This window comes from Rhizobium sp. Leaf321, assembly GCF_001423215.1.
Lineage (GTDB): Bacteria > Pseudomonadota > Alphaproteobacteria > Rhizobiales > Rhizobiaceae > Neorhizobium > Neorhizobium soli.
In genome coordinates this window covers 783,857-800,722 of record NZ_LMOF01000006.1, presented here as the reverse complement: position 1 = coordinate 800,722, position 16,866 = coordinate 783,857, and the positions used below count along the sequence as shown (strand labels likewise).

The following is a 16,866-nucleotide window of genomic DNA, read 5'->3' as shown; positions in this document are numbered from 1 at the left end:
TCCTGATTACTTCGCAGCGACGGCAATGCCGTCAGCGGGCTTGGCCGTGCCGGCATCGGCGACCAGTCCCTTATAGGCACCGGGAAGGTCGCTGGCGGCCTGGGCAAGCCAGGTGTTGTACTTTTCCTCGGAGACGACGTGGATGGCGATCGGCATATAGGCGTGATCCTTGCCGCAAAGCTCGGAACACTGGCCGTAATACATCCCCTCGCGATCGGCCTTGAACCAGGTCTCGTTGAGACGGCCGGGAACGGCATCGATCTTGACGCCGAAGGCCGGCATGGCGAAGGCGTGGATCACGTCGGACGGCGCTGCCGTCACCAGCATGCGTACCGTCTTGCCGACCGGAATGATCATTTCGTTGTCGACGGCGAGCAGCCGCGGATAGCGATCGATATCGGTCTTGCCGGCGGCAGCGCGATCCGGATCCTTCAGCATATAGCTGTCGAAGGCGACGGGCGTTTCGCCGGAACCCTCATATTCGTAGTTCCACTGCCACTGGGTGGCGGTGGCCTTGACCGTCATGTCCGCATCCGGAATTTCCAACTGTGCGTTCAGAAGGTTGAAGGACGGGATGGCGAGGAAGAACAGGATCAGCACCGGCGCCACGGTCCAGACGATCTCGATGACCGTGTTGTGGCTGGTGCGCGAAGCAACCGGATTGCGGCTGGCGCGGAACTTGACCGCAACCATGATCAGCAGCACCAGAACGAGCAATGTCACCGGCACGATGAACCAGAGCGTATAGTGCTCGAACCAGCGAATTTGGTGCATGATCGGTGACGCGGGCGCCTGCAAATCCATCTGCCATGGCCTCGGCTGGTCCGCATGGGCCAGCGAAGCCGTGAAAAGACAGATAAGCGACGCCATTGCGGCGTAAGCTCTCAACATAACGATAAACCCTCTCTCCCATGCGCCCGAGTCCCGCGATCGAACGGCATGCGGAATTCAAGCGCCTGGTTTGGTTCAATCACAGTTTGCGGGTCGTCGCAATATCTGCGCGGCATTGCTCATGCGGCATTTTGAACCTATCGGCATGCGGCGGAGTGCCTGCGCCGTCAGGAACATGCGGCATTGCTTGACCAGATGGCGCCGCACAGTCGCAAACCCCTCAAGTCCCATTTTCGCCGTACTCGGCTGAAAAGAGAGCGAGGCCTTTCATTTCGGCGTAGGACCGCCAAGAATAGTCACACTGATTCGTCCGTTTAGAGGTCTACATGGGTCGTCCCTACCGCCTTCGCGCCTGCCTTGCCTTGATGCTTGCGGGGGCCGTCGCATTACCCGCAGTCGCGCAGCAGCCGGGACCTCGGCCGACTCCCAATACCCCATCGGCACCGGCTCCTTCCGCGCCGGCTCCTGCCCCATCAGCCCCTGCCCCATCGACTGGTGCCGCACCGAAGACCGGGCAGAATGCACAGCAGGCGCCGCAAAGCCCTGCCCCCGGTTCTCCGGCACAGCCCGGCAACGTGAAGGAAAACCACGGCGCCTGGTCGATCATCTGCGACAAGCCGGCCGGTGCCTCCGTCGAGCAGTGCGCGATGATGCAGAACGTGATCGCCGAAGACCGCCCGGAAGTCGGCCTCTCGGTCGTCGTCCTCAAGACCGCCGACCGCAAGGCGCGCATCCTGCGCATCCTTGCCCCGCTCGGCGTTCTCCTGAAGGATGGCATGGAACTCTATGTCGACAGCAACAATATCGGCCGCGCCTATTTCACCCGCTGCTTCTCGGAAGGCTGCTATGTGGAAGTGGAAATCGACGACGAGCTGATGCGCATCCTTCGCGCCGGCAAGAATGCCGTGTTCGCGCTGCGTGAATCCGCTGACCAGGACCGCGTCGGCATTCCGATCGAGCTCAACGGTTTCGGCCCCGGCTACGACGCGCTTCCGTAAAGACGCTTGTTTCGGCGGATTGCCGGAACTACATCGGGCTCCAGATATCTCGACTTGGGCGCGCACGGATGCCGCCCCTCGGTCCCGAATGCACTGATGTGCGCAAGCGGAGCATAGAACAATGAACACCGACCTGATCTCCCTCTTCGATTGCGACGAGACGAAGCTGCGTTCTATCCTGAGCCAGGCGCTATCAGGCGCTGACGATGGCGAGCTCTATCTCGAGCATGCCCAGGCGGAATCGCTTTCCTTCGACAACGGTCGCCTGAAGGGTGGATCGTTCAACACCGATCAGGGTTTTGGCCTGCGTGCCGTTGCCGGCGAGGCTGTCGGGTATGCGCATGCGGGCGAGCTTTCGGCGTCCGCGCTTTCGCGTGCGTCGGATGCGGTTCGCGCCGTCACCGCCAACCATTCCGGCTCCTATGCCGCCGCACCCCAGCGCACAAATAAGAAATACTATGGCGACGAGAACCCGATCGGCTCTCCGAGCTTCGAGGCCAAGGCCAAGCTTCTGACCGAGATCGACGCCTATCTGCGCGCCAAGGATCCGAAGGTACGGCAGGTTTCGGCAAGCCTTGCTGCCAGCTGGCAGGTGGTCGACATTCTGCGCGCCGATGGACACCGGGTGCAGGACATCCGGCCGATGACGCGCATCAACATTTCGGTCGTCGTGGGTGACGGCGACCGCCAGGAATCGGGTTCGTTCGGCACCGGCGGCCGGATCGGCTTCGGCGATTTCGTCGCGACCGGCAACTGGCAGGCAGGCGCCGACGAGGCGCTTCGCCAGGCACTCGTCAATCTCGAGGCGATCGACGCACCGGCCGGCACGATGGATGTGGTGCTTGGCAATGGCTGGCCGGGCGTGATGCTGCACGAGGCTGTCGGCCACGGGCTGGAAGGCGATTTCAACCGCAAGAAGACATCCGCCTTTGCCGGCCTGATGGGCGAGATGGTGGCAGCCCCCGGCGTCACTGTCGTCGATGACGGCACGATCGACAACCGCCGCGGGTCGCTGACCGTCGACGACGAAGGCACGCCTTCGGCCTATAACGTCCTGATCGAGGACGGAAAGCTGGTTGGTTACATGCAGGACCGCCAGAATGCGCGGCTAATGGGTGTCGCACCAACCGGCAACGGCCGCCGCCAGGGCTATGCGCACATACCCATGCCCCGCATGACCAACACATTCATGTTGGGCGGCGACAAGTCCCCGCAAGAGATCATCGCATCGGTCAAGAAGGGCATCTATGCCGTCTCCTTCGGCGGCGGACAGGTAGATATCACCTCCGGCAAGTTCGTGTTCGGCTGCACCGAGGCCTACATGATCGAGAACGGCAAGATTGGCGCACCGGTCAAGGGTGCGATGCTGATCGGAAACGGTCCGGACGCGATGAAACGCATCTCGATGGTCGGCAACGACCTGAAGCTTGACACCGGCATCGGCAATTGCGGCAAGGGCGGCCAGTGGGTGCCAGTTGGCGTCGGCCAGCCGCATCTGCGGATGGATCAGGTCACGGTGGGCGGCACCAAGGCGTGACGCGGCACCGGTCCAACGCGCTGGTTCCCGAGCTCTCCGTCAGCGATTGGCGCAAAAGCTGCGATTTCTACTGCGAGCTGATCGGTTTCGATATCGTCTATGACCGTCCGGACGAAGGGTTTGCATTCCTGGCGCTTGGCCAGGCGCAACTGATGATCGACCAGATCGGTATCGGCCGAGATTTTGCTCTGCCCGACGGGGCGTCCCCCGCCTATCCGTTCGGTCGCGGCTTGAACCTGCAGATCGAGGTTCCATCCTCGGGAGCGATCCTGACGCGGCTGCAGGCAGCGGGCGTGCCCCTTCAGCTCGAACCGGAAGACAAGTGGTATCGCCGCGGCGATCATGAGGTCGGCAATCGGCAGTTCATTGTTGCCGACCCTGATGGATATCTGCTGCGGCTGTTCGAACATCTGGGAGAGCGGCCCCTGCCGCTCTGAACCCGTCGGCGTGACGGCTTGACACTTTCGGCCAAATCCCTGCAGTTGCCGGCTTTGTAACAGTGCAAGCCGATCCATGCCCTCCTCCACCCACATTGCCGACATGTTCAGCCTCTGGCTTCCCGGCCATTCGCCGGGTGAACTCGCCTTCGTGTTCTCAGCCGCCATGATCGCCGGCCTTGCCCGCGGGTTCTCGGGATTTGGTGGCGCCCTGATCTTCGTCCCGCTGGCAGGCACGGCGATCGGTCCGAAACTCGCGGCGGCGCTGCTGCTGGTTATCGATGGCGTGATGACGCTCGGGATGGTGCCGGACGGCTGGCGAAGGGCAAACCGGCGCGAGGTGTTCACGATGATGATGGGTGCCGTCGTCGGCGTGCCCGTCGGTGCGGCGGCGCTTGCACTGCTGCCCTCCGTCACCCTGCGCTGGATCATCTCGGTCGTCGTGTTGTGCCTTCTCGTGTTCCTGATCTCGGGCTGGCGCTACCACGGACGGCCTAAGGCGCCGCTGACCATCGGTGTCGGGGCGCTTGCCGGTCTTTTCGGCGGTGCGGCGCAGATGTCGGGACCGCCGATCGTTGCCTACTGGCTTGGCGGCGCGACGGCACCTGATGTCGTCAGGGCAAACCTCGTCCTCTATTTTGCGCTCGCCAGCGTCATCTCGTCCGTGTCGTATCTGATCGGCGGCATCCTGACGCTCGAGGTGCTGCTGATCGCGCTGATCGCCGGGCCGGGCTACGGGATCGGGCTCTATGCGGGATCGCGGCTGTTCGGACGCGCCAGCGAGGCGACGTTCCGGCGCATCTGCTTTTGCCTGATTGCATCCGCCGCGCTGATCGGCCTGCCGCTGTTTGACGGCATGATTCGCTAAAACAGGTCTTCAGCAACGCTTAACGGCTGACACGGTAGGTTGCATCTCGGGGTTGAACGGGCGTGGCGACGATGGTGAATTTGAAAGCAAAGTTGCCGGCGGCATGGATCCGTGGCCTGAAACGTCAGGTCACGACGACAGGTCTCGAGGCGTCGGCAGCACTCGCGCGGGCCGGCATGCTGGCAGGTGCGCGCGGTCGTGGTTCTATCTTCACGCTTCATCACGTGCGCCCCAAACAATCGCTCGCGTTCCAGCCGAGCGGTCATCTGGAGGTTACCCCGGAATTCCTGGCCGATGCGATCGAACGGCTCTCGGCGGATGGATATGCGTTCGTGCCGCTGGACGAAGTGCCGGAGCGGCTTGCCAATCCAACCGGCCAGCCGTTTGCAGCCTTCACGCTTGACGATGGCTATCGTAACAACGCCGAACATGCGCTGCCGGTGTTCGAGAGATACGGCGTGCCCTTCACCGTTTTCGTCGCCCGCGGCTTTGCGGAGCGGACCCATTCGATGTGGTGGGAGACAATGGCGGACCTGATAGGTCGCGAGCGGGAGCTGAGTTTCGATTTCGGCAATGGACCCGAGCGGATCGAGCTCGGCTGTGAAGAGCAGAAGTTCGACGCCTTCGACCGGTTTGCCGATCTCGTGTTTCGCGATGACGAGGCAAGTGCCGTCTCAAGGATGAATGCGCTTGTGCGGTGCCACGGTATCGACCCGTTGCAGATGACCGCCGACCTGACGATGGATCCGGCCGAGCTGCGCGAACTTTCGCGGCATAAGCTGGCAACGCTTGGCGCACACACAATCAGTCACCGCGCCGTCGGGCGGCTGTCGGAAGCGCAGGCGCGGGCCGAGATGGCGAGGTCTGCCGACTATGTGGAAGAACTGACCGGGATACGGCCGACCACGATCGCCTATCCCTACGGCACGCGGAAGGCGGTGGGCGAGCGCGACTACCGCATCGCCCGCGACCTCGGCTTTTCGGTCGCCGTCACGACCCAGCCGGGCACGATCTGCGAGAAATGGCTGACCCGGCTGACGGGTCTGCCGCGGATTTCGCTGAACGGCCATTACCAGCGGGCGCGCTATGTGTCGGCGCTCGCCTCGGGCATTCCCTTCAAGCTTGCGCGCTAGGCGCAAGCTCTGATCGGTCGCTCACGGATACATCCGCACCTTTTCCCAGGCACCGTCTGGCGTATCGCGGCGGAATTCGATCCGGTCATGCAGGCGGAACGGTCGATCGTGCCAGAACTCGATCGACACGGGACGGATGCGGAAACCGGACCAGTGCGGTGGCCGCGGTATCTCGCCGATCGCAAATTTCGCGGTGTATTCGGCCACGGATTTTTCCAGCGCGAAACGGCCTTCGAGCGGCCGTGACTGTTTCGAGGCCCAGGCGCCGATTCGGCTTCCGCGTGGCCGCGTTGCATAATAGGCATCCGCTTCGGCATCGCTGACGATCTCGACGGGGCCGCGCAGACGCACCTGACGTCTCTGCGACTTCCAGTGAAAGACCATCGCAGCCTTTTTCTGGCCGAGAATTTCCTCGCCCTTCTGGCTTTCGAAATTCGTATAGAATACAAACCCGTCCTCGTCGTAGCCCTTCAGCAGGACCATTCGCACATTGGGAAGCCCATGTTCATCGACGGTCGCAAGCGCGACGGCGTTCGGATCGTTGATCTCGCTGGATTCGGCATCCTTCAACCACGACCCAAATAAGGTGAAGGGTTCACTTTCCTGCGTGAAGTCACCGCTTGTTAACCCGTTTTCCGACATATTGACTAAAGTGCTCCCGATCTGATGAACATGCCCGAGACACTTGGCCGGACAGGATGCAAGGTGATTGTGATAGCAAATTCGATGTGCCGTACAAAGAGCCTGAATGGCGCCAGCCTGCGAATCATCGCGATCGTCGCACTGTGCGGTTCGCTTGGCAGCTGCACCAGCATGGATGTGTTCGGCGGCGCGGACAAGGTCGATCGTAGTATCTCGACGAGCAGCATTCCCAGCAAGCCAAAAGCGGGTGATCCGCAATCGGACGAAGCCACCGTGCGCAATGCCGTGACCTCGGCCGATCTCGCCAAGGTGGGTGCGAACCCCCTTCCCTGGGCAAATTCGGCGACCGGCAGTGCCGGTGTCGTCTCCTCGATCCACGAGGACCGGAGCGCCGGCCTACTCTGCCGCGCCTTCACCACCAGCCGCCATTCCTATGAAGGAATATCGCTGTTTTCCGGTCAGGCATGCAGGACCGAAACGGGCGACTGGTCGCTCACGGCATTTGACCGCCAGTAGTGTTAAGGACAGCACTGTGCTGTAAACGTTTTGTTTACCGTAACATGCATCGACCTTCTCTCCGTAACCTCTGATTCAGCAATTCCTCCATACGGTTACTGCCTGTGATCCGGCCAGCCTCGGGGCATGAGGAACCGAAGGCTGCCGCGAGAGTTGTTGAGTTACGGGGGGTCCGGAATTGGATACGCGACCCACCGCCCCAAGCTTTACGGGTGGTTTCAAAATGCGCGATCCCTACTCTATTCTCGGCGTCAATCGGAGCGCCAACGCTGACGAGATCAAATCGGCGTGGCGTTCGAAGGCAAAGACCATTCATCCCGATCAGAACCAGGACGACCCCGACGCCGGCGAGCGCTTCGCCGAAATGGGCCAGGCCTATGAGGTGCTGAAGGATCCCGAGCGGCGCAAGCGCTACGACCGCGCATCCGCTCTTCAACAGACATTCATGCAGCAGCGCCAGGCAGCCCGCGAAGCGGAAATGCGTGCCAAGGCTTCCCGCGAGCGTGCGGCAAAAGTGATGGAAGAGCTTGCCCGTGCCAGCGCCAAGCGGGCGCAGGCCGAAGTGCTTCAATCCCAAGCGCAGCAGCAACAGCAGAACGGCAAGGCCCGTGTCGATGCCCCGCCGGAACCGGCCGAAGACATGGTCGAGCGTATCTTCGGCGTCTCGCCAGACGGCCAGACCGCCGACTCCGGACAGAAGAAAACCGCAGACGAGGCGTCGACCGCGCAGGCCGCTCGTCCATCGTCGAAAAGCGACGCGACAGGAGCCGATGCAGCGGACGAGGGACCCGGCAGCCGCCCGACCCCGCCGACCACCGGCATGGGTTCCGGTCTTCTCAACACGCTGCTGCGGCGCATCCGCGGTGAAACCGTGACCGTTCTCGAAACGGCGCCGGATCTTCTGGCCGAAGCCGTCGTGACAATCGAAGACCTTCTCAACAGGGGTTCGGTCATCGTGCATTCCAGCGACGATCGTGACGTGCGCGTTTCGCTTTCCGCGGGCATGACCGAGGGTCATGTTGTGCGGCTGAAGGGCCAGGGGCTGAAGCTTCCCGGGATGAAGCAGGGCGATCTCGTGGTGACCCTGAAAGTGGCCAAGCATGCGGATTTCCGGGTGAGCGGTTTCGATATCCACACCATTTTGCCGATCTCCCTCGAAGACGCCGTTCTCGGCGCCGAGCCGATGCTGAAGACGCCTGAAGGCGAGCAGACGATCGCGGTTCCCGCATGGTCGGGGTCCGATCAGGCAATCCGGCTGGAAGGCATGGGGCTCTACAACGATGCAGGCGGCCGCGGCGATCTGGTGGCGGAACTGCGCATTGTGCTTCTCGAAAAGCCCGACCCGAAGGTGACCGATCTGATGCGCCACATGCGCCACGGGCTGTATCTGTAAGACATCGATCCCCAACCGGCTCCGGCGACAGCTGAAACGTTGGCCTCCCCTTTCGCCAAAGAGTGGGCCTATGAGTTGGTATCCGCAAGCTTGAACCCTTGCCCTGCCTATGTCATAGGCAAGGCCAAATCGAGTTTCCAGGGGATATTCATGGTTCAGGCTTCCGGCCTCATGTCAGGCAAACGCGGCGTCGTCATGGGTGTCGCCAACAATCGCTCCATTGCATGGGGCATTGCCAAGGCCATTCACGATCAGGGTGGCGAAGTTGCTCTGACCTATCAGGGCGACGCCCTGAAGAAGCGGGTCGAACCGCTCGCTGCCGAAATCAACGCCTTCATGGCCGGCCACTGCGATGTCAGCGACGAGTCCACCATCGATGAGGTGTTCGCCAATATAGAGAAGAAGTGGGGCAAGATCGACTTCTTCGTGCATGCGATCGGCTTCTCCGACAAGGATGAGCTGACCGGCCGTTATGTCGATACGACGCCTGACAACTTCGCCAAGACGATGCAGATCTCGGTCTACTCCTTCACGTCGGCCGCACGCCGTGCCGAAAAGCTGATGACGGACGGCGGCGCCATGCTGACGCTGACCTATTACGGTGCCGAAAAGGTGATGCCGAACTATAACGTCATGGGCGTTGCCAAGGCTGCACTTGAAGCCAGCGTCAAATACCTGGCCGTTGACCTCGGACCGAAGAATATCCGCGTCAACGCGATCTCGGCCGGCCCGATCAAGACGCTTGCTGCGTCCGGTATCGGCGACTTCCGCTATATCCTCAAATGGAACGAGTATAACGCACCGCTGCGCCGCACGGTCACGATCGAGGAAGTGGGCGATGTCGGCCTTTATCTTCTGTCGAACCTGTCCCGCTCCGTCACCGGTGAAATCCACCATGCGGATAGCGGCTATCACGCCATCGGAATGAAGGCCGTCGACGCGCCTGACATTTCCGTCGTGAAGGACTGAGCGCCCCGTGCTTCTCTACGTCATCCGTCACGGTCAGACGGACTGGAACGCTGAAGGCCGGCTTCAGGGTCAGAAGGATATTCCTCTGAACGATACGGGCCGCCTTCAGGCGACCGGCAATGGCGAAGCGCTGAAAGAGCTGCTCGGCGACGATGTCGCCGGTTTCGACTTCGTGGCAAGCCCGCTCTCGCGCACTCGCGAGACGATGGAGCGGCTGCGCACAGCGATGGGGCTCGATCCCCTCGCCTACCGGACCGACGACCGGCTGGTGGAAGTTTCGTTCGGCGACTGGGAAGGCCAGACGCTGGCCGAAGTCAAAAAACTCGAGCCCGAGCTGCTGAAGGAAAGAAAGCGCCAGAAATGGAGTTTCATTCCGCCGGGCCAAACTGCCGAGAGCTACGAAATCCTGTCATGGCGCATCGGCGCCTGGATGCAGTCTCTGACCGGTCCGACCGTGGCGGTTGCCCATGGCGGCGTCATCAGGTCGATCTTTCGCCTGATCGGCGGCGTTGGAGAAGAAGAAGCGTCGTCCATCGCCATTCATCAGGACCGTATCCTGAAAGTCGAGCCGGACGCACTCCGGATGGAGTGGCTCTGAGCCGCTGATCCGTCGCCCGCGAACCTCGTCGCCTGCGCCCTTACTGGACGATTTCGAGATCGTCCACAACGCGGTTGCCATCGACGACCGTGTAGAACACCAGAACCTTGACGCCTGCCTTCAGGCCTTCAAAGTTGAACTCCTCCGGCACCTTGTAGGTCTTGCCGTCGTCCAGCGTCAGGCTGAGCGACTTGGCGTCGATCGTCTTGATCGTCGCCTCGACGTCCACGCTCTGCGCCCAAGTGCTCAGCGGCGAGAAAACACCGGCGGTCGCAAGCAAGGCAGCAATGAGGATACGCATGATGAAGATCCCTGGAACAAACGGTCTGTACTAATTCGGTGCAAGATAGCCTGCCGATTGTGGCGAAAATTGCTCGCCAGCATGACATTTTCGCTACAAACAACAGTTTGATTATTAACCATATTCTTCCGAATTCAAGACGTCTCAAGACCAAATCGAACGTTTAGTGACCGCGTTTACCAACTATTTGCAATAAAACGCAGCTTCACAGCTCTAAGGCGGATGTGGAATGGGAAATTAACTGCGCCACAATACAGTTATACCCGGTCACAAGAGTTAACGAGAAGGTGTTCAGTTTTGGCGCTCTGGCGTTCCTCCATTACCGAAAGGTTTCGCCCTTTCAGCAGTGCATGCGCGCCTGCCGTCGCAGCCTTCCTCGTTTCGCTGACAGTTATCGTCACCGCGGTGGTCCTCGATCACCGATTCGTGCAGAAACATCGCGACGATATTCACGCCGCCACGACACGCGCGGCCGGCACGGCGGCCCGTCAGATCGCTTCGCGGCTGGAGCTTGATTTCGCGGTCGCCGATAGCCTGCGCAATGCGTTGATCGGTCAGGCAGGATACAAGCCCAACGATATGCAGACCTCTGCTCGTCAGGCACTCGCCGACCTGCCGCACCTTTCCGCAGTGATCGCGGCACCGGGATTCACACCAACGACCTCCTTCCGCCGCGACGGCTTGGCCGGTGAGACCGGTATCGATCTTGCTGGTCTTAAGGCGGATCTCGACCGGGCCGGCAACAAGGCGCGCCCAAGCGTGCTGACCGGATCGCAGACGGGCAGGCTTACCCTCATCATGCCGGTGCCTTCCGCCAGCGGACAGGAAGCCGGGCTCTGGGGCGCTCTGGTTCTCGTCCTCGATGTCGCCGATCTGCTTGATCCCGCGACACGCCCTCAGGTTGGCGACGCGGCACAAACGTCCGAGACGGTCTTCGACTGGCTCGATCTCGCGCTCGTCGACAACAGTCGAGCCGACCAGGCCGTGTTTTACGGCAATGAAGCGGTAAAGGGCGGCGATCCGGTCCGGTGGTCGATCACCGTCAAGGGTACGGACTGGCAGATCCTTGCGGCGCCGCGCGTCGGCTGGAACGCTTCGCCCGCCGGTCAGATGCGGTTCCGGTTGATCCTGGCGCTGGCATCGCTTGCGATCGTCTTGCCGGTGCTCATTGCGACCTCGCTGATTTCGGAACGCAACCAGCATATCGATACGCTGCGGCTGCGCGAAAACAAGCTGTTTGCACTGTCGCGACGGTTCGGGCTTGCCATGGAAGCGTCGATGATGGGCATCTGGGAAGTGACCGATGAGGGTGTGCAGCTCTCCTGGGACGATCGCTCCGCCGCTCTCCACGCCAATCCGTCAGCCACCACCGGCAACCGGTTCGATGACTGGATGGCATCGATCGCGCCTGAGGACAGGGCTGTCGCGGAAGCGCATCTCTTTACAGTTCTCTGCACCGACAGCCCATCGACCGAGACCTATCGCCTGATCCTGCCCGGCGGCGACATCCGGCATCTTCGCTCCGCCGGCGCGAGGGTCCAGAACGAGCGCGGCATCCAGGCGACCGGCATCGTCTGGGACGTCACCGCCGACGTGACGATGGCACAGACCCTGCGCGACGCGAAAGACAATAGCGAGGTCAAGAATGCCGAGCTCGAACTGGCGCTCGACGAATTGTCGGACCGGGAGCAGGAACTGGAAGGTCTGTCGCGCAAGCTCGACCTCGCACTCGGTTCCTACGGATGCGGCGTCTGGGAATATGATCCGGCAACCGGCAGCGAGATATGGGACGCTCGCATGTGCCAGCTTTATGGCGTTGCCCCAATTGCCGGCCCCCTTCCCCACGACTTCTGGCTGTCTCTGCTGGTTCCGGAGGATCGCCAGAGTGCTCTTGACGCGGCAATGCGTTACCTTTGCGGCGACGTCGAGGAGGCTCTGATCGTTCGCGTGCCGCAATCTGACGGCAGCCTCCGCTATATCCGGTCCGTCGGTCAGCTGGTGATCGGTCGCGACGGTTCACGCAAGCTTATCGGGCTCGCCTTCGACGTGACCAAAGATGCGGTGATGACGACCGAGCTCAAGTCTGCAAAAGCGGAATCGGATGCTCGCAATGTCGAGCTTCAGATGGCCAAGACCCGCATCGAGCACAATGCGCTGCACGACCCGCTGACGATGCTTGGGAATCGCCGCAAACTGGACATGGAACTCGACCACCTCTCGCGTGCAAGCCAGGTTGAGCGGCAGAAGTTCTTCATCCTTCATCTCGACCTCGACCGGTTCAAGCAGATCAACGACACGATGGGCCATGCGGCCGGTGACGCGATGCTGGTGCATTCATCCCGGATCCTGTCCCGCAACGTGCGTGACGAGGATATCGTTGCGCGGATCGGCGGCGACGAGTTCGTCATCCTGATGAACAATTCCGCATCCATCGAGGACGTGGCCGAGCTTTCCCAGCGGATCATCGCCGAGTTTCGTCAGCCCTTCGACTTCGACGGCTTTTCCTGCCGGTGCGGCGTTTCGATCGGCATTGCGCAGGCAACCGGTCTCAATGTCGATGCACGACGCACGCTGGTCAACGCCGACATCGCGCTCTACCGGGCCAAGGGCCTCGGCCGCAACCGTTTCGAATTCTTCACGCTCGACCTGCAGGAAGAGATCGTCAGCCACAAACGGACCGCCGACGAAGTGCTCTCGGCGATCGACAACGGCGAGTTCGTGACCTGGTACCAGCCGCAGTTTTGCGCCAGAACCGGTGAACTGACCGGGGCCGAGGCGCTGCTGCGCTGGAACCATCCGCATCACGGCATCCTGGCGCCGGCGCGGTTCCTGAGGATCGCCGAAGACCTCAACGTGTCGGCGGTGCTCGACCAGATCGTGCTTGAGACGGTGCTGAAGGACAAGATGCGCTGGACCGCGCTCGGCCTCAAGGTGCCGAAGGTCTCCGTCAACGTCTCGTCAAAGCGGCTGCATGACGAAAACCTGATCGCGAACCTCGAGTCGCTGTCCATCACACCCGGCGAAATCTGTTTCGAGCTGGTGGAGTCGATTTTCCTCGACGACGGCGACGTGTCGGTATCGGGCAATATCGAACGCATCAAGGGAATGGGCATCGACATCGAGATCGACGATTTCGGGACCGGCCATACCTCGATCGTCTCGCTGCTGAAGCTGAAACCGAAGCGGCTTAAGATCGACCGGCAGCTGGTGATGCCGATCCTCGAAGCGCCGCAGGAACGGACCATGGTTCGCTCGATCGTCGACATTGCCCGCTCGCTTGGCATCGACACGGTGGCGGAAGGTGTGGAGACGATGCAGCATGCGGAATTGCTGCGCGAACTCGGCTGCGACCTTCTGCAGGGCTATGCCTTTGCCAAGGCCCTGCCCTTTGACGAATTCGTTGAGGCGGCCAGAGCCGACTGGCTCAAACAGGCGGCATGAATGGCACCGAATGGCCGGCCGTGCATCCATGTCTGGGATCGACAGCCCGATATGGGGCAAGAAGGGCTTGTCGCCCGCCGAGCTTTTCCATAAGACATCCGCGTCAAAGTTTGACGTCCAAGATTGACGGAGGCGGCCCCTCCGAAGCCGGTTAGTGAAATGTCGTACAATACTTTCGGTCATCTTTTCCGTGTCACGACCTGGGGCGAAAGCCACGGGCCGGCGCTCGGCTGCATCGTGGACGGATGCCCTCCCGGCCTGCGCTTCACGCTTGCCGAAATCCAGGCCTGGATGGACAAGCGCAAGCCCGGACAGTCGCGTTTCGTGACCCAGAGGCGCGAGGACGATATCGTCAAGATCCTCTCCGGCGTGATGATGGATGCCGACGGCGAGACGATGATCTCGACCGGCACCCCGATCTCGATGCTCATCGAGAATACTGACCAGCGCTCCAAGGACTACGGCGAGATCGCCCGCAGCTATCGCCCCGGCCATGCGGATTTTGCCTACGATCTTAAATACGGAATTCGAGATTACCGCGGTGGCGGCCGCTCATCGGCCCGCGAGACGGCAGCGCGTGTCGCTGCCGGCGCGATTGCCCGCAAGGTCGTGCCGGGAATGACCGTGTGCGCAGCCTTGGTGCAGATCGGCAAGCACAAGATCAACCGTGACAACTGGGACTGGAGCCAGGTCAACGAGAACCCGTTCTTCTGCCCCGATCCTGAGATGGTGCCTGTCTGGGAAACCTATCTCGACGGCATCCGCAAGGCCGGATCGTCGATCGGCGCGATCGTCGAGGTCGTGGCGGAAGGCGTTCCCGCAGGGCTTGGCGCACCGATCTATGCCAAGCTCGACCAGGAAATTGCTTCCGGCCTGATGTCGATCAATGCCGTGAAGGCCGTCGAGATCGGCGATGGTTTTGCCGCCGCCGAGCTTTCCGGCGAGGACAATGCCGACCAGATGCGGATGGGCAACGATGGCCAGCCTATCTTCCTCTCCAATCATGCTGGCGGCATTCTCGGCGGCATTTCGACCGGCCAGCCGATCGTTGCCCGCTTCGCCATCAAGCCGACCTCGTCGATCCTGAGCGAGCGCCAGTCGATCGACGCTGATGGCAACAATGTGGATGTTCGCACCAAGGGTCGCCACGATCCTTGCGTCGGCATCCGCGCCGTGCCGATCGGGGAGGCGATGATGGCCTGCACGATCGCCGACCATTTTCTCCGTGACCGGGGTCAGACCGGTAAAACCCGCTAGGAATCATCACATGCCCTACGATCAGAAGCGCGTCGTCGACGCCATCCGCGCCTTCGAAGCCGGCGAAATCGTCGTTGTTACCGATGACGACGGACGCGAAAACGAAGGCGATCTGATCGTCGCTGCGGTTCACTGCACGCCGGAAAAGATGGCCTTCATCGTGCGCCACACATCCGGTATCGTCTGCACGCCGATGCCGCGCAGCGAAGCCAAGCGCCTGAACCTCAACGCCATGGTGGCGGAAAACGACAGCGCGCATACGACCGCCTTTACGGTGACGGTGGATTTCAAGCACGGCACGACGACCGGCATCTCCGCCGACGACCGGACGCTGACGGTGCGCAACCTTGCCAACCCGAATGTCGGCCCGGCCGACTTCGTGCGTCCCGGCCACATCTTCCCGCTGATTGCCCGCGAAGGCGGCGTTCTGATGCGGTCCGGCCATACGGAAGCGGCCGTCGACCTGTGCAAGCTCGCCAACCTGCCGCCGATCGGCGTGATCTGCGAACTCGTCAACGACGACGGCACGGTGACGCGCGGTCCTCAGGTGACGGAGTTTGCGATCACCCATGGCCTGAAGCAGGTGTCCGTTGCCGATCTCATCGCCTATCGCCAGCGCAAGGAAACGTTGATCGAGCTGCACGGCACGTTCGACATCGAGACCCCGAAGGGCAAGGCCAAGGCACACGCCTACTCCCTGCCCTGGGAGACGATGCAGCACGTCGCCATCGTGTTTGGAGATATCAGGGACGGCGTCGACATTCCGGTCCGCCTTCATCTGGAAGACGTAGCGCGCGATGTGTTCGGCGCGGCGCGCTCCGTGGACCGTTACATGGCAAAGATCGCCGACGAGGGTCGCGGCGTCATCATCTATCTGCGCGAGGGTTCGGTTGGCGTCGGTGCCAGCACGACGTCGCGCAAGGTCCGATTCGGCGAGGAATCGCACGCGGAGGCCAAGGTCCGCGACAGCGAGTGGCTGGAAATCGGCCTCGGCGCCCAGATCCTGCGCGATCTCGGCGTATCGTCGATCAAGCTTCTGACCAGAAGCGAACGTCATTACGTCGGCCTCGAAGGGTTCGGCATCCAGATCGCCGAGACCGTGATCTGCTGAACGGCCACTGAGCGGAGCGCGTTTCCGTGCTGACCTTTTGAAATAGAGGTTGTCGCGGGAACATCGCATTTGCGCACGTGTTCAGTCTCAGGACGTTGCTGGAAAATGCCGGCGACGTCCGACAGACGCAACCGTGCAAGGATCAAGTCCGTGACCCGAAGCCTGAACATCGTTCCGCCAGCCCTCGATCCCGCCGTCTCCGCTGAAAGGACGACCGTCGAGAGCATGACGTTTCCGCCGAGCGGCTTCGTGCCCAACCACCCTCACCTTCCGGCTCTGATCTACCGCAACGCCCTTGCCATCGACCCTCTGGTCGGCGACCCCGCCAGCCTGTTCGAAGACCTTTTTGCGAAAAACGGCTGGCAGGGCATCTGGCGCGATGGCGTATTCGATTATCAGCACTACCACACGGGCGCCCACGAGGTCCTCGGCATCGCAAATGGTCGCGGCCTGCTGCTGATCGGCGGTCCGGATGGCACCGAAATCTCAGTCCATGGCGGCGATTGCATCGTGTTGCCGGCCGGCACCGGGCACATGCGGCTGGAAGCCAGCCGCGACTTCGTGGTTGTCGGCGCCTATCCGCCAGGACAGCGTGCGGATCTCCAGACCGGACCCGCGGATTCTGAGGGTCTCAGCCGAATTTCGAGCCTTCCCGTGCCGCAGACCGATCCGCTCCGTGGCCGCGACGGCCCCCTCCTTCGGCACTGGGTCCGTTAGGGTTCATTCATGTACATCTAATGCGTGCGCAAAAATCCGATAGGCACAATTTTATCG

The 16,866-nt window shown here is 61.7% G+C and carries 16 protein-coding genes; 13 read left to right on the top strand and 3 right to left on the bottom strand.

The window, feature by feature from the left end; all coding sequences use genetic code 11:
• Positions 1-6: 6 nt before the first annotated feature.
• Positions 7-891, bottom strand: coding sequence for a cytochrome c oxidase subunit II (coxB, locus tag ASF70_RS10140; protein WP_062579433.1), 885 nt, complete (start codon positions 889-891; stop codon positions 7-9).
• Positions 892-1,217: 326 nt separating this feature from the next.
• On the opposite strand from coxB, the gene ASF70_RS24605 reads away from it, so the two are divergent.
• The 5 genes from ASF70_RS24605 to ASF70_RS10115 all read left to right on the top strand — a co-directional run bounded on the left by ASF70_RS24605 (position 1,218) and on the right by ASF70_RS10115 (position 5,864).
• A complete protein-coding gene (locus ASF70_RS24605; RefSeq protein ID WP_062453632.1) occupies positions 1,218-1,889 on the top strand; it encodes an invasion associated locus B family protein in 672 nt (223 codons plus the stop codon).
• Positions 1,890-2,010: 121 nt separating this feature from the next.
• Positions 2,011-3,426 carry a metalloprotease TldD gene (gene tldD / locus ASF70_RS10130; RefSeq protein ID WP_062453633.1) on the top strand — a complete coding sequence of 472 codons (1,416 nt, stop codon included), beginning with the start codon at positions 2,011-2,013 and terminating at the stop codon, positions 3,424-3,426.
• The gene (locus tag ASF70_RS10125; protein WP_062453634.1) at positions 3,423-3,863 is read left to right on the top strand and encodes a VOC family protein; all 441 of its coding nucleotides are present in this window, start codon (positions 3,423-3,425) and stop codon (positions 3,861-3,863) included. Before tldD ends, ASF70_RS10125 begins: the two co-directional genes overlap by 4 nt.
• Positions 3,864-3,939: 76 nt before the next feature.
• A complete protein-coding gene (locus tag ASF70_RS10120) occupies positions 3,940-4,731 on the top strand; it encodes a sulfite exporter TauE/SafE family protein (protein WP_062579431.1) in 792 nt (263 codons plus the stop codon).
• A 71-nt stretch (positions 4,732-4,802) separates the two neighbouring features.
• Complete coding sequence (locus ASF70_RS10115; RefSeq protein ID WP_082471849.1) at positions 4,803-5,864, top strand: polysaccharide deacetylase family protein; 1,062 nt, start codon at positions 4,803-4,805, stop codon at positions 5,862-5,864.
• A 21-nt stretch (positions 5,865-5,885) separates the two neighbouring features.
• Here ASF70_RS10115 and pdxH read toward each other — a convergent pair whose 3' ends face one another.
• Positions 5,886-6,506 (bottom strand): pyridoxamine 5'-phosphate oxidase, encoded by a 621-nt coding sequence (gene pdxH, locus ASF70_RS10110; RefSeq protein ID WP_062579430.1) that lies wholly within the window; start codon positions 6,504-6,506, stop codon positions 5,886-5,888.
• A 63-nt stretch (positions 6,507-6,569) separates the two neighbouring features.
• Here pdxH and ASF70_RS10105 point away from each other — a divergent pair, with 63 nt between their 5' ends.
• From ASF70_RS10105 to ASF70_RS10090, 4 genes are all read left to right on the top strand, one after another.
• Positions 6,570-7,022, top strand: coding sequence for an RT0821/Lpp0805 family surface protein (locus ASF70_RS10105; protein ID WP_244474003.1), 453 nt, complete (start codon positions 6,570-6,572; stop codon positions 7,020-7,022).
• Between the two features lie 223 nt (positions 7,023-7,245).
• Positions 7,246-8,415, top strand: coding sequence for a DnaJ C-terminal domain-containing protein (locus ASF70_RS10100; RefSeq protein ID WP_062579428.1), 1,170 nt, complete (start codon positions 7,246-7,248; stop codon positions 8,413-8,415).
• A gap of 150 nt (positions 8,416-8,565) precedes the next feature.
• Positions 8,566-9,384 (top strand): enoyl-ACP reductase FabI, encoded by an 819-nt coding sequence (fabI, locus tag ASF70_RS10095; RefSeq protein WP_062453638.1) that lies wholly within the window; start codon positions 8,566-8,568, stop codon positions 9,382-9,384.
• A 7-nt stretch (positions 9,385-9,391) separates the two neighbouring features.
• Positions 9,392-9,982, top strand: coding sequence for a histidine phosphatase family protein (locus ASF70_RS10090; protein ID WP_062579427.1), 591 nt, complete (start codon positions 9,392-9,394; stop codon positions 9,980-9,982).
• 40 nt (positions 9,983-10,022) lie between these two features.
• Here the strand turns inward: ASF70_RS10090 and ASF70_RS10085 are convergent, their stop codons facing one another.
• Positions 10,023-10,283: a DUF1344 domain-containing protein gene (locus ASF70_RS10085; RefSeq protein WP_062453640.1), complete on the bottom strand. Its 261-nt coding sequence runs from the start codon at positions 10,281-10,283 to the stop codon at positions 10,023-10,025.
• 297 nt (positions 10,284-10,580) lie between these two features.
• Between ASF70_RS10085 and ASF70_RS10080 the strand changes: the two genes are divergently transcribed.
• The 4 genes from ASF70_RS10080 to ASF70_RS10065 all read left to right on the top strand — a co-directional run bounded on the left by ASF70_RS10080 (position 10,581) and on the right by ASF70_RS10065 (position 16,809).
• Positions 10,581-13,724, top strand: a complete 3,144-nt coding sequence (locus ASF70_RS10080; protein ID WP_062579425.1) for an EAL domain-containing protein — start codon at positions 10,581-10,583, stop codon at positions 13,722-13,724.
• 159 nt (positions 13,725-13,883) lie between these two features.
• Positions 13,884-14,981, top strand: a complete 1,098-nt coding sequence (gene aroC / locus ASF70_RS10075; protein ID WP_062579422.1) for a chorismate synthase — start codon at positions 13,884-13,886, stop codon at positions 14,979-14,981.
• Between the two features lie 10 nt (positions 14,982-14,991).
• Positions 14,992-16,092 carry a 3,4-dihydroxy-2-butanone-4-phosphate synthase gene (gene ribB, locus ASF70_RS10070; protein ID WP_062453643.1) on the top strand — a complete coding sequence of 367 codons (1,101 nt, stop codon included), beginning with the start codon at positions 14,992-14,994 and terminating at the stop codon, positions 16,090-16,092.
• Between the two features lie 225 nt (positions 16,093-16,317).
• Positions 16,318-16,809: a cupin gene (locus ASF70_RS10065; RefSeq protein ID WP_062580184.1), complete on the top strand. Its 492-nt coding sequence runs from the start codon at positions 16,318-16,320 to the stop codon at positions 16,807-16,809.
• The last annotated feature ends 57 nt before the right edge of the window (positions 16,810-16,866 follow it).

Coding starts and splice junctions, on each gene's coding strand:
- ASF70_RS24605 (WP_062453632.1), top strand. CDS start 1,218: ATGGGTCGTCCCTACCGCCTTCGCGCCTGCCTTGCCTTGATGCTTGCG.
- coxB (WP_062579433.1), bottom strand. CDS start 891: ATGTTGAGAGCTTACGCCGCAATGGCGTCGCTTATCTGTCTTTTCACG.
- ASF70_RS10100 (WP_062579428.1), top strand. CDS start 7,246: ATGCGCGATCCCTACTCTATTCTCGGCGTCAATCGGAGCGCCAACGCT.
- tldD (WP_062453633.1), top strand. CDS start 2,011: ATGAACACCGACCTGATCTCCCTCTTCGATTGCGACGAGACGAAGCTG.
- aroC (WP_062579422.1), top strand. CDS start 13,884: ATGTCGTACAATACTTTCGGTCATCTTTTCCGTGTCACGACCTGGGGC.
- ASF70_RS10085 (WP_062453640.1), bottom strand. CDS start 10,283: ATGCGTATCCTCATTGCTGCCTTGCTTGCGACCGCCGGTGTTTTCTCG.
- pdxH (WP_062579430.1), bottom strand. CDS start 6,506: ATGTCGGAAAACGGGTTAACAAGCGGTGACTTCACGCAGGAAAGTGAA.
- ribB (WP_062453643.1), top strand. CDS start 14,992: ATGCCCTACGATCAGAAGCGCGTCGTCGACGCCATCCGCGCCTTCGAA.
- ASF70_RS10065 (WP_062580184.1), top strand. CDS start 16,318: ATGACGTTTCCGCCGAGCGGCTTCGTGCCCAACCACCCTCACCTTCCG.
- ASF70_RS10115 (WP_082471849.1), top strand. CDS start 4,803: ATGGTGAATTTGAAAGCAAAGTTGCCGGCGGCATGGATCCGTGGCCTG.
- ASF70_RS10120 (WP_062579431.1), top strand. CDS start 3,940: ATGCCCTCCTCCACCCACATTGCCGACATGTTCAGCCTCTGGCTTCCC.
- fabI (WP_062453638.1), top strand. CDS start 8,566: ATGGTTCAGGCTTCCGGCCTCATGTCAGGCAAACGCGGCGTCGTCATG.